14 protein-coding genes are annotated in these 12,579 nt (G+C 36.8%); 4 read left to right on the top strand and 10 right to left on the bottom strand.

Going from position 1 to position 12,579, the window contains the following annotated elements:
* The 7 genes from mutM to FFM51_RS04050 form a co-directional block, all read right to left on the bottom strand.
* Positions 1-831: a bifunctional DNA-formamidopyrimidine glycosylase/DNA-(apurinic or apyrimidinic site) lyase gene (gene mutM / locus FFM51_RS04080; protein ID WP_137597363.1), complete on the bottom strand. Its 831-nt coding sequence runs from the start codon at positions 829-831 to the stop codon at positions 1-3.
* A gap of 26 nt (positions 832-857) precedes the next feature.
* Complete coding sequence (gene polA, locus FFM51_RS04075) at positions 858-3,524, bottom strand: DNA polymerase I (protein ID WP_137597362.1); 2,667 nt, start codon at positions 3,522-3,524, stop codon at positions 858-860.
* Between the two features lie 126 nt (positions 3,525-3,650).
* The gene (locus tag FFM51_RS04070) at positions 3,651-4,364 is read right to left on the bottom strand and encodes a Bax inhibitor-1/YccA family protein (RefSeq protein WP_137597411.1); all 714 of its coding nucleotides are present in this window, start codon (positions 4,362-4,364) and stop codon (positions 3,651-3,653) included.
* Between the two features lie 91 nt (positions 4,365-4,455).
* Positions 4,456-5,787 (bottom strand): UDP-N-acetylmuramate--L-alanine ligase, encoded by a 1,332-nt coding sequence (murC, locus tag FFM51_RS04065; protein WP_137597361.1) that lies wholly within the window; start codon positions 5,785-5,787, stop codon positions 4,456-4,458.
* 38 nt (positions 5,788-5,825) lie between these two features.
* Complete coding sequence (locus FFM51_RS04060) at positions 5,826-6,212, bottom strand: hypothetical protein (protein ID WP_137597360.1); 387 nt, start codon at positions 6,210-6,212, stop codon at positions 5,826-5,828.
* A gap of 35 nt (positions 6,213-6,247) precedes the next feature.
* On the bottom strand, positions 6,248-6,883 hold the full coding sequence (ytpR, locus tag FFM51_RS04055; protein WP_137597359.1) for a YtpR family tRNA-binding protein: 636 nt from the start codon (positions 6,881-6,883) through the stop codon (positions 6,248-6,250).
* Between the two features lie 62 nt (positions 6,884-6,945).
* Positions 6,946-7,269: a thioredoxin family protein gene (locus tag FFM51_RS04050; RefSeq protein WP_137597358.1), complete on the bottom strand. Its 324-nt coding sequence runs from the start codon at positions 7,267-7,269 to the stop codon at positions 6,946-6,948.
* 176 nt (positions 7,270-7,445) lie between these two features.
* Between FFM51_RS04050 and FFM51_RS04045 the strand changes: the two genes are divergently transcribed.
* The gene (locus FFM51_RS04045; RefSeq protein ID WP_137597357.1) at positions 7,446-7,775 is read left to right on the top strand and encodes a hypothetical protein; all 330 of its coding nucleotides are present in this window, start codon (positions 7,446-7,448) and stop codon (positions 7,773-7,775) included.
* A 93-nt stretch (positions 7,776-7,868) separates the two neighbouring features.
* Here the strand turns inward: FFM51_RS04045 and trmB are convergent, their stop codons facing one another.
* The 3 genes from trmB to FFM51_RS04030 are packed head-to-tail and all read right to left on the bottom strand — an operon-like array spanning position 7,869 to position 10,465.
* The gene (trmB, locus tag FFM51_RS04040; RefSeq protein ID WP_137597356.1) at positions 7,869-8,507 is read right to left on the bottom strand and encodes a tRNA (guanosine(46)-N7)-methyltransferase TrmB; all 639 of its coding nucleotides are present in this window, start codon (positions 8,505-8,507) and stop codon (positions 7,869-7,871) included.
* 16 nt (positions 8,508-8,523) lie between these two features.
* Positions 8,524-9,735, bottom strand: coding sequence for an ABC transporter permease (locus FFM51_RS04035; protein WP_137597355.1), 1,212 nt, complete (start codon positions 9,733-9,735; stop codon positions 8,524-8,526).
* Positions 9,719-10,465 carry an ABC transporter ATP-binding protein gene (locus FFM51_RS04030; protein ID WP_137597354.1) on the bottom strand — a complete coding sequence of 249 codons (747 nt, stop codon included), beginning with the start codon at positions 10,463-10,465 and terminating at the stop codon, positions 9,719-9,721. The genes FFM51_RS04035 and FFM51_RS04030 overlap by 17 nt, the downstream gene beginning before the upstream one ends.
* A 131-nt stretch (positions 10,466-10,596) precedes the next feature.
* Between FFM51_RS04030 and FFM51_RS04025 the strand changes: the two genes are divergently transcribed.
* The 3 genes from FFM51_RS04025 (at position 10,597) to FFM51_RS04015 (ending at position 12,389) form a co-directional block, all read left to right on the top strand.
* The gene (locus FFM51_RS04025) at positions 10,597-11,025 is read left to right on the top strand and encodes an HIT family protein (protein WP_137597353.1); all 429 of its coding nucleotides are present in this window, start codon (positions 10,597-10,599) and stop codon (positions 11,023-11,025) included.
* Between the two features lies 1 nt (position 11,026).
* Positions 11,027-11,287: a hypothetical protein gene (locus FFM51_RS04020; protein WP_137597352.1), complete on the top strand. Its 261-nt coding sequence runs from the start codon at positions 11,027-11,029 to the stop codon at positions 11,285-11,287.
* Positions 11,288-11,486: 199 nt separating this feature from the next.
* A complete protein-coding gene (locus FFM51_RS04015; RefSeq protein WP_137597351.1) occupies positions 11,487-12,389 on the top strand; it encodes a peptidylprolyl isomerase in 903 nt (300 codons plus the stop codon).
* Positions 12,390-12,579 lie beyond the last annotated feature (190 nt).

Below are 12,579 nucleotides of genomic sequence, written 5' to 3'. Positions count from 1 at the left end.
TTAAGCACCTAAAATTTGGCAGTGCGGACAATATGTAGTACCACGCTGTGCTACCTTTATTTTTAACATCGTCGTGCCACAGCGTTCACATGGTTTCCCTGCATTACCATAGGCGTGCAGATGATTTTGAAATTCTCCCGCATGACCAAATGCAGTTGTATATGAATGTACTGTTGTCCCACGGTGTTTAGTTGCTATCGCCAATTCATTGATAATGTTTTCGCGCAAATTAATAACCTGTTCTAGTGACAAATGATTCACCGGCTCTAACGGATTAATCTTGCTCATCCATAGAACCTCATCAACATAGATATTACCTAAACCAGCCACCTTACTCTGATCTAACAAAAAGGGCTTAATTTCGCGCCGACTTTTACTCATAATTTCTGTCAGATAATCAATGGTCAAACTGGATTTAGTAGGCTCAGGTCCAATAGTTTTTAATCCGGCAACTTGCATTTCTTCACCAGTTTTCACTAGCGTCATGCGGCCAAATTTACGGGTATCGTTGTAACAAAGTTTCGTTTGATCATCAAAGTGAAAGACAACGTGTGTGTGTTTTCTTGGTTCCTCATTTTCAGGTAGGTTAAAATATTTGCCCTCCATTCTCAAATGAGAGACCATTGTCAATTGATTGCTAAATCGAAAAAGTAAATATTTTCCTCTTCGATCAACTGTTTCAATTGTTTGACCTATCAAAGCTTGTTTAAAAAACTCAACATCATTAGTGATTGTCTTCCCATATAAAACATCAATTCCAGTAATTTTTCGATCAATAGCAATCTTCAACAATCCCCGACGAACGGTTTCTACTTCAGGTAATTCTGGCATAGTACTCCTCCAATCGAGCGCCAATCCTATTTTGCATCATACCAAGTGGCACCGTGTGCACTTTCAACTTTGAGTGGAACATCTAACTTAACTGCGGAGTCCATCACACTTGGTACTAATTTTTCTAGCTGTGGAATTTCTTCCAACGGTGCTTCAAATACTAATTCATCGTGAATCTGCAGTAACATCTTAGCCTTTAATCCCTGTTCTTTCAATGCAGTTTGCATACCGATCATTGCAATTTTGATAATGTCAGCTGCACTTCCTTGAATTGGCGTATTCATCGCAGTTCGCTCTGCAAAAGAACGCTGATTAAAATTCTTAGCATTAATATCCGGTAAATAACGACGCCGATGTGTGATAGTTTCCACGTAACCCATCTTTTTAGCTTGTTTTACCACTGTGTCAATGTAATTCTTGACACCGGGATATTCTTCGAAGTACGTATCAATAAACGTCCGCGCTTGTTTACGAGTGATACCAATATTTTGAGACAGCCCATAGTCACTAATCCCATAGACAATTCCAAAATTAACCGCCTTAGCCTGACGCCTCAAATTACGATCAATAGGTTCATCTGGCCCAAGTTTAAAAATTCTACGAGCTGTACTTGCGTGAATATCCTGATCCTCTAAAAATGCTTCTTGTAAGTTGTGGTCCCCAGTAATATGAGCTAGTACTCGTAACTCAATTTGGGAATAATCGGACGAAAAGATTTCCCATCCTGGTTGGCTAGGAACAAACGCCTGCCTAATTTTACGACCTTCTTCTAGGCGAATTGGAATGTTTTGTAAGTTAGGATCAACCGAAGATAGTCGTCCTGTTTGCGTCAAAGTTTGTAAGTACCGCGTATGAATCTTAGAATCACTTGAATGCACAACCTTCAATAGACCTTCAATATAAGTTGATTGTAACTTTGCAATCTGTCGGTACTTAAGAATATTGTCAACAATTGGAGCCTGGTCACGGAGTTTTTCTAATACATCCACTGCCGTGGAGTAGCCTGTTTTAGTTTTTTTAATTACAGGAAGTTTCATTTGTTCAAATAGTATTTCACCCAGCTGCTTGGTTGAATTAATATTAAACTCTTGCCCGGCCTCTTGGTAAATGGTCTGTTCAAGTTCACTGAGACGCTCAATTAATTGACTACCCATCTCGTTTAATCGATTAACATCGACCTTAATTCCCATAATTTCCATTTGAGCTAATACATTCGTTAACGGTAACTCAATATCTGTATACAACGGCGTTTGCTCGTTTTTATCAAGTTCAGCAAACAATTGTGTTGCCAGCTGATCAATTGCCCGTGCCTTTTTGGCTAGGTGAGTGAACAATACTTGATCATCATCAGGAATTGCTTGTTTGGCTCCCTTACCATAAACGGCCTCATCGGATTCAATATCTTCGTAGCCGTGTTCATGGGCTACCAGTCCAAGATCATTACTATTATCATTTGTATCCAGTAAATATGACACTAACAGTAGATCAAAATTAACATTTTTTAATTCAAGCCCTAATCGATTCAAGCCAACAATCATTGCTTTAGCATTAAATACGTTTTTTTTGACCTGCGTATCAGCCAATAATTTAGCCACAACTGGTTGTGCAATCAGTTCCACATCTCGGCTAACAAACCATTGATTACCGTGACCGATGACAAAACCAGCAAATGCAGATAAATGATAATTTGCATCCGGCATTTCCAAATAAAATGATACCTCTGTTCCTAGGTCAGCAACTAAGTCCAAGTTGGCTGCTGTTAGAATTGTATAATCAATTGGTTTACTAACCGGGGTATCCAATGATAATTCAGTTTGTTCCACATTCATTTTGGCTAAGAAAGAACGAAAATTCATTTCTTGGTAAAAGGAAACAAGCTCTTGTGTTTGTGGTCCTTGGTACATTAAATCAGCTAACCCTACTTCTAGCGGTGCAGACTGGTTAATACGGGCCAGTTTTTTTGACATGAGAGCTAAATCATGGTCCTCAATCAGGTGTTCTTTCATTTTGCTTGGCTTTAACTCATCAATATGTTCGTATAAATTTTCAATTGAACCATACTCTTTTAATAACTTGATGGCAGTTTTTTCACCAATCTTTGTAACCCCAGGATAGTTATCGGATGTATCCCCCATGAGACCCTTCATGTCAATAATTTGCTCAGGTGTTAGTCCAAATTTTTCAAACACATGATCCGGTGTATAATGCTCAACTTCAGTAACACCTTTATGAGTTACTGAAACAGTAACTTGATCAGTTGCCAATTGAGTAAGATCACGGTCTCCTGTAACAATCGTAGTCTTGTATCCACTATCACTAGCTTCTGCTGCTAAAGTTCCAATAATATCGTCAGCTTCATAATTGACTAATTCATAACTTTTAATTCCGTAAGCAGCTACAAGTTGTTTTAAATACGGCATTTGTTCGGATAATTCAGGCGGAGTCTTAGCTCGACCACCTTTATACTCAGAAAACATTTCTGTTCGAAATGTAGTTTTGCCAGCATCAAATGCCACTAATGCTGCATCTGGTTGAACAACTTTTAGAATATGATCCAACATTAAGTTGAAGCCATAAATTGCTGTCGTGTGGAGGCCATCCTTATTTGTAAATTTATCTAATTGCGAATGAAGTGCAAAAAAAGCTCTAAACGCAACACTGTTACCATCAATCAATAATAACTGCTTTGTCATAGTAATCCCCTGACTAAATTATTTCTTCATTCCTATTGTATCAAAAAGAAGCCTTGATTTTACAATAAAATCAAAAACACCAACAACTATAAGTCGTCAGTGTTTTCAATTCTTGATAATTTATCATTAATTTCGATCACTCATACCAAATATTTGCAATAAACTAATAAAAATATTTACAAAATCAAGATATAACTGGAGTGCCCCCATGACAGCTAAACCACTGACTGAAACTTGACCTCCAAAACGTAAATAAATAGTTTTCATTTTTTGCGCATCCCAAGCCGTCAATACAGTAAAGATAATTACTGCAATATACGAAAAGATATACGTAATCGCTGGGCTTTGTAAAAACATGTTAATGAAACTTGCAACAATCAACGCAACCAAAGCCGCCATCGCATGAGCACCAAATTTACTTAAATCACGTTTTGTCACACTACCATAAATCGCCATCGTGATAAATACGGCAGATGAAGACACAAACGCAGCAGTGATGCTGGTAGCAGTATAAGCGGCACTAATCAATGCAAATGTCACTCCGTATATCACCGCAACTGCCATTAACATGATAAAACTAGCAACCGGGTTACGAGTTGCTCTAAAGCTAACTCCCAGTGACAGGCCAATCGGCAATAATAAAATCACCCACATCATACCTGGATGTTGCGTCATGTAACCAAATACTTGCTCTTTAAAAACACTTAATGTTAAAAATGAACTCAATGCAGAAACCAACACGGCTAGCGCCATATTGCCATACATTCTAGTCATAAACTTTGTCAATCCTGCTTCGTTACCAACAACGCGACGTTGTGTCTGCGTGTAATCTTCGTTCATGTTATTCAATCAATCCACTTCTTTCATTTATATTTGTTGCTCAACATTCTATCTAATCTGGCCCTAAATCGCAAGTGAAAGCCTCAATCAACTAATTATTCTTAGGAGTTAAATTGCTCAGGAGCGTTTCATACTCTCGTTCATACTTTTGTACATCCCCTGCACCCATAAAGACCACAACTGCATTGTGATAATCCAACAACGGCGACATGTTATCTAACTTCAGAACCGATCCACCCTTGCTAATTTTAGCACCCAAATCAGCACTAGATATTTTACCCGCATGTTCTCTTACTGAACCAAAAATATCAGTCAAGTAAACCTGATCAGCTAAATTTAAACTTTTAGCAAAATCATCCAATAAAGCTATAGTTCGCGTAAATGTATGTGGTTGGAACACGGCGACAATTTCCTTATCAGGATACTTTTGTCGTGCCGCATCCAAAGTGGCTTTAATCTCCGATGGATGATGGGCATAATCATCAATAATAGTCATGTCAGCAACTTGACGTTCGCTAAAGCGCCGTTTAACTCCCTTAAAGGTAAGTAATTCTTCTTTAATATCTTCTAAATTAACTTTTTCAAAATAGGCCACCGCTATCACAGCCAAACTATTTAAAATATTATGTTGACCAAATAATGGAATTTCAAAATTACCTAACTGCTCGTCATGGTAGTAAACATCAAAATTTGACCCTTGAGTTGTACGTTTGATATTTACAGCTCTAAAATCATCATTTTCACCAGTTCCGTAGTAATAAATTGGTACATCAACTGTTAATTTTCGCAGATTTTCATCATCACCCCAGGCAAAAATACCCTTTTTAACTTGCTGACCAAAACTTTCAAATGCGCTCGCCACGTCATCAACGCCACTATAGTAATCAGGATGATCAAAATCAATATTTGTCATGATGGCATAGTCTGGATGATAAGCCATAAAGTGACGACGATATTCATCAGCTTCAAAGACAAAGAACCGCGCATCTGGTTTACCTTTCCCACTACCATCGCCAACTAAATAACTTGTCGGTGCAATACCACTCAATACGTGAGCCAATAACCCAGTTGTACTTGTTTTTCCATGAGCTCCAGCCACCCCAATACTGGTGTAGCCTTCAATCAACTTACCTAAAAATTCATGGTAGCGATATATTTTTAAACCTAATTTTTTAGCCTGCACAATTTCTGGATGATCATCTGGAAAAGCATTACCAGCAATAATCGTCAAACCTGTATGTATATTAGCTGGGTCAAAAGAATAAATATCTATTTTTGCATTTTCAAGGCCTCGTTGGGTAAATGTATACTGATCAATATCAGAGCCCTCAACTTTAAACCCTTTGTCGTGTAACACCAAAGCCAATGCACTCATTCCTGAGCCTTTAATCCCTACAAAATAGTATGTTGTATCGTTATCCATTATTAATCGTATTCCCTTCGTTTACTTGATCGTTAGTTTTAATTTTGATTATCAAAAATTTTTAGATTTCGCTGTGCATTTTGCTCACCAGCTAAAATATCGCTTAGCGAATGGCCCAACGCCTTATTAGTTATTTTTTTATTTTCTTGAACAGTTTCAGTTGTATCATTTACTTTAATTTGTTCAGAATTCTCATCCGTCACAGCAACAAAATAGTCAGCTACTGACTTATGCAACTGTTGCACTACTTTACTTAAACTCAACTGTGCTCTAACATCTTCGTTTTTTAAAACTGGCGGTACATATTCCTGTTTAATCGCCTGTTTTGCTCTGCCTAAACTCTGGCGCTCATCTTGTTTGATCACATCATTATTTTTTTTAGCAGAATGGCGAAAAAACGAGGGGCCATCATATCGGTTTGTCATTACCTTCACCTCAGTGTAAAAATAAAAAGGCAACCCTAAAATAGCAGATTGCCTTTATCGAAATCAAATGGTTGTCCAATTTCTTGAAAATCATCAGGTAAAATTAATGCACCCGGTTTTTGTGGTGCATTTTTCAATCCCAATTCTCTGCCTGAACAAATCATACCATTGCTAGAAACGCCACGCAATTGTCCCGGCCAAATAATTTGTCCACTTGGCATCATGGCACCTACTTTAGCAACCACTACCTTAACATTAGCCGCAATATTAGGAGATCCAGAAACAATGGTTAGTTCTTGGTCATGATCTACAACTGTCTTGGTGACATGCAAATGATCTGAATTAGGATGCTCTTCCAATGTTTTAACATACCCCACAACAAACTTAGCTTCATTATCAGTACTAAGCTGACGCGTAAACCCAGCTTGTTGAATCGCATTATTTAATTTTTTTAACTGATTATCATTTAGACTAATCTGGCCGTTACCTTCTAAATCAGGCACAATATCATGAACCTGTAAAAAATTAAATCCGATTAATCGATTGTCTTTTGTATCCACAATTTCCACAATGTTGTCATGATTAGTAACTGTTTGATCTGGTGAATCAACGCCAGTAACGGTCACTAACACATCCCCTAATTCTTTTCGATTATAACTTGCAATTAACATAATTTATCCTTTCGTCACAAAAAAATGGCGCAACCACGCCATTTATATTCTATAATTCAATTTTAATCTGATAAACCATCAATAAATTTTTCAACTTGTTCTTTAGTTTTACGATCTTTATTAACAAACCGACCAATTTCTTGACCATCTTTAAAGGCAATGAAACTTGGAATTCCAAACACGTTCAATTCAACTGCTAGATCCAAATTTTCATCTCGGTCGATCGAGATAAACTGATAGTCACCATATTCTTCCTCAATTGCTGGCATCTGGGGCTTAATAAAATTGCAGTCTGAACACCAACCAGCAGAAAAGAATAACATATACTTACCGGATTTAATTTGATCCATTAATTCATCTTTAGAAGTTTTAGCGATTGCTTGCATAATGCTGTCTCCTTTAAATAAAACTTTCAACTCAACTATTTTCCTATTATACCCAAACCTGAATAAAAAGCACGATTTTTGCTTCACCTACGCACTATTATTTTGCTAATTTCTTTGTTGTCCAACTAATATTTTGTTATACTAACCCCAATCATTATTGTACTGGAGGTTATAATATGGATTCTACACAGCAACAACTTGATCGGTGGGCCTGGCCGATTGCGCTCGGTGTTTCAGGCGTTGCGGGTTTCCTTTTAGGACGTTTACTAGGCGCTGATCACCTTAATTCCAGTGACATTTTAAACTTAATTAAACATTCATTTTTAAAAGAAGGACCAATCGAAGGTTCCTGGATTGAGTCTAACAAAGTCCCATTTCAACGGTTTGCCTTTAAAACTGATGCCTACCGGGGCGGGATCAGTCGCTATGAAGATAATAAGCTCGTTTCTTACGAATTTTTAGCTGATACCAAAACTGGTACTGTCTTAAGTTTAAAACGAATTTAATCTTGATGCTTAATTTAAGGCTAGGAAAAAATTTCCTAGCCTTTTTAGCTTTAAACTATATTACCTTTGGTCCTACATTTTTATAGTTCTAAATTAAAAGTGTGCCTTCACTTTATAGATTGGCTGACCTTTAGCACTAAATTTTTGCTCATACTCTGTTTCAACATTAGTTTCATTTTCTTCACTAGCGTGCAAGTTCAGCCAAACTTGATCAAATATTAAACCAAAGTTGTTAAAGCTCATCAGTGAGTACTCAAAGAATCCCTGATTATCAGTTTTTAGTTCAATAACCCCATGTTCAGGTAAAATATTTTGATACGCCTTTAAAAAGGTTTTATAAGTTAACCGTCTTTTTTCATGACGTGTCTTGGGCCATGGATCAGAGAAGTTTAAATAGATTTGACTAACCTCGCCTGTTTTAAAATAAGTGTCAATCGACTCACCAGCACCAGCAATCAGTTGTAAATTAGGTAGCTGTTCTGATAATGCTAATTTTAAAGCTGTTGCGGCAACTGACTTTTGTATCTCAATACCAATAAAGTTAATCTCAGGATGTGTCTTCGCCATCCCCACGATAAACTGTCCTTTACCCGTTCCAATTTCGACATGAATAGGTTGCTGACGACTAAACCGTTCTTGCCAGTTGCCAGCAAACTTTTCTGGCGTTTCAGTAATTATCTCAGTATTTTCATCAATTAGGGGCTGTGCCCATGGCTTATTTCTCACTCGCATTTCAATATATCCTCACTTAATTAGTTTTGTTTTTTATTCTACTGGTTGTGTAGCGACCACATAGTAGCCAGACTTCCACTCCTCCTAAAATTGCTTTAGTTGCCATCGCAGTTAATGACAACTGTGTCACACTACTTGCTAACCAAAGTAGTGTTGCAGCAATTGTGATCGTTTTTACCATTAATTTTTGAAAGCTACGTCTTTTTTCAACCGGTTTAATTGGATATAGATGGGTAAAAACATAGTTATCATATTGCCAATAAAATGGCACAATCTGAACTGAAATCAAATAGATAAATAGTAAGAATAGAATTAAATTAAGCCAAAATTCCGGTACAAAAAATAAAATTATCATCCCAATCAAAGTTAGCCGCAGAATTAACCCACTAATTTCAGTTCCACGAATTAATCCCCGTGCATACAAATATGAAAAAACAGTTTTATCTCGGTTTAAAAATTGCAATAAGAAGTCTAAATACTTTCGCCGGTGAATAGTTCCCTGCACTGCGGGGACATCCGTGAATAAGTTAAAGAAACGATAAACACCCAGCATTCTTTGATTTTCTGATGCCACTGCTAATCGCCAGTTTAGCAGCTGCTTATTTATTTTGGTTAGTTGGTATTTTCCCCACGCCAACCACAAAACTGCTAAGACAACTCCTACAATTGCGTTTAACAGTAAAGTAATCATTAAAACAATTAATGGAACCAACCATCTTGTCAACATTTTATTAGTGGCAGACTGACCTTTTTTTTCGTACAAGTCATTTAGCGCAGCATCCATCCATGCTGCTTTCAGCACTCCAACTGTGACAACAATTAAAATAACCTGTAGTTGGTTAGTGACTGTTGCTGCTAATAAAAATGGCATAACTACGATCGTACATATAATGACACTTAACTCAGCTAACACTAAACTATAACGTTTTGCTTGGCGCAAATAATGGTCAATTGCTTTACTTTGAGGCAATAAAAACACCGGATCCGCAGGTTTAATTAATGTCGCCAATCGTCCCATCTGTAATAACACTAATAATATTAAAATTGTAACCGGTTTGGCCCACCAGATTGTTGGCTTTAATTGTCCTAATGCTTGAGAATACCCCCAGATTAAAGCTCCTAAAAAGACAAATAAAGCAATCATAAAATGATCATTAAAAACTAGCCGCCAATATCGTAACAACAATAAGAAGTGTTGACTGCGACGTTTGTTATACAGTTTTTCCATTTAAATCTTCCTTTGCCAATGCCAAATAAATGTCATCTAACGATTCATTTTGATTGCCACCCAATTGTCTCAATTCATCAAGCGTTCCTTTCGCTTTCACCTGCCCATTTGCAAGTAGGACAAATCGATCACAATATTTTTGCGCTGTATCTAACACATGCGTTGACATTAGCACCGCAGCTCCGCGGGCTTTAACCGCTTCAATTTGCGTTAATAAATCGCGAACCGCTAACGGATCAAGTCCATAAAATGGTTCATCAATGATAAATAGTTCTGCTTGCGTCATAAAAGCACAACAAATCATCACTTTTTGTTTCATTCCCTTAGAAAAGTTCGCTGGAAACCAATCCAACTTATTATCTAACCGGAATAATTCCAATAATTCATTAACCCGCTGCCATGCTGACTTTTGTTCCAGTCGATATGCAGTAATCGTCAATTCAATATGTTCTCTTAAAGTTAATTCATCATATAAAACCGGTGTTTCTGGAATATAAGCAATCTTACTCTTATATTGTTCGCTATCTTGCTGTAAACTCACCCCATCAATTTTGATTGTACCGGTAAAGGGAGTTAATAACCCAATAATATGGTTAATAGTGGTGGACTTTCCAGCTCCGTTAAGTCCAATTAGTCCCACCAATTCACCGTTGTTTACTTCAAAACTAACATCATTTAAAACTGGTATTTGGGAATACCCACCTACAATGTGTTCAACTTTTAATGTCATTAATTTTCCTTCTTATTTTTCTTTGCATCTTTTTGACTAATTATAGCATATCAAAACGAGCACAAAAAGATGCGCGACCGGCGATTCTCTTGTATACTAAGAGATAGTAATTACTGAAAGAAGGCCTTTTAATGGATGATTGTATTTTTTGTAAAATCATTGCTAATGAAATTCCAAGTTACACGGTTTATGAAGATGACATTGTCAAAGCATTTCTAGATATCTCTCAAGGCACACCAGGTCATACGCTAGTAATTCCTAAAAAACATGTGCCAGATTTATTTGCATACGATGAAGAACTAGCCAGTGCCGTCTTTGCTCGCATTCCTAAAATAGCTCGGGCCGTTAAAGCTTCCAATCCTACAATCAAAGGAATGAATGTCCTTAATAATAATGGGGCTGTTGCGTATCAATCAGTTTTCCACTCACATTTTCATTTGGTACCTCGTTATACTGATCACGATGACTTTAAAATGATTTTCAAAGACAATTCAGCTAATTACTCCGCCGCTGATTATCAAAAGATTCAACAATCAATTATTGATCATATGGAGGATTAATATGAAAAACCCACTAAATTCAATTAAAAATCTCATTCAAGATGTTAAGGAATTGGGTGCTGCCAGTCAAAATTTTGCTCAAAGTGTATCTAAATTAGAACAATCAGTTACGCAGACCCAGCCTGAAATAACGGAACTACAAAAAAAGATTGATGAGTTTAACTTCAAAACAAAGCCGCGTCTAGATCGGATTCAAGAATTACAAAACAAAATGCAAACAGAAATTGATCGATTGTCACAAACATCCATTAACCGTAAATAGGTTTGAAATAACCGTAAATAGGTTTGAAAGTATCTGGCTAGCACAAAATCTTAAGAAATTATCAAATTAACGTGCTCGGATATGAATTTTTTGTAAACTTTCACTGTCTAAGCTTCCCCCCTTTTTGGTTTGTGTTATATTAGACAGGTGAGTTTTTACGTTTTAAACTTATAATCTAAGAAATGGATGTGGATATTACATGAAAAAATGGCTTGCAATTTTAGCCGGAGTGGCATTGATGGTGCCACTAGCAGCATGTGGAAACAAAGCTGTTGCTACCACAAGTGGTGGTAAAATTACAGAAAGTGCTTATTACAGTAGCCTGAAGTCAACTTCCAGTGGTAAACAAGTACTTCAACAGATGATCTTGAACAAGGTCCTTGAAAAAGAATATGGTGACGATGTTTCTAAAGCAGCCGTTACAAAAGAATACAATACGTATAAGTCTCAATACGGTACTTCATTCAGTAGTGTCTTGTCACAAAACAGTATGACAACCTCAAGTTTAAAAGAAGAAATTCGCTCAAACTTATTATTAAAGGCTGCCGTTAAGGATTACACTAAGATTAGCCAATCAGATATCGACAAACAGTGGAAGTCATTCCAACCGAAAGTTCAAACTGCTGAAATCTTAGTAGCTAAAAAAGCAACCGCTCAAGATATTATTGACCAACTAAATAGCACTTCCGGCGATAAACTCAAAGCCTTTAAGAAACTTGCTAAGAGTAAATCAACGGATACCTCTAATAAGAGTACCGGTGGTGTTGTTAGTGCATTTGATAACACAGATACATCTCTTGACTCTGCTTACAAGAAAGCTGCCTTTAAACTTAAGACTGGTGAATATACAACCTCACCTGTCAAAACAGACAGTGGTTATCAAATTATTTACATGGTTAAAAACCCAGGTAAAGGTACTGAAAAGGAACATACTGCTGACCTGAAAGAACAAATCATTACTGAAGATATGAGTAACAGCACTAAATTACACAAAGTGGTTACAAAAGTGTTGAAGAAAGGTAATGTTTCTATCAAGGATAGCGATTTGAAGAATATCCTTTACGATTATCTTTCAACGTCTTCAAGTACAACTTCAAGTTAATCGAGCGTAATTCTCTATTATTAACTTAATCTTTACCCAAAAAGGAGCTACAACAAAAACTATGTTTGTTGTAGCTCCTTTTGCGTTACGAATTTTTAAGGCTAGAACGAGAAAATAAAACAGATTATTCTGCTTAGCTACGATTTAGTAAACAACCTAAAGTACAGATCATTTGTTAATCTAGTCTGCC

The sequence above is a fragment of the Paucilactobacillus kaifaensis genome, assembly GCF_005405145.1.
Taxonomy (GTDB): Bacteria; Bacillota; Bacilli; order Lactobacillales; family Lactobacillaceae; genus Paucilactobacillus; species Paucilactobacillus kaifaensis.
Note: the sequence above shows the minus strand (reverse complement) of the source record. Positions and strands in the feature narration are given on the sequence as shown.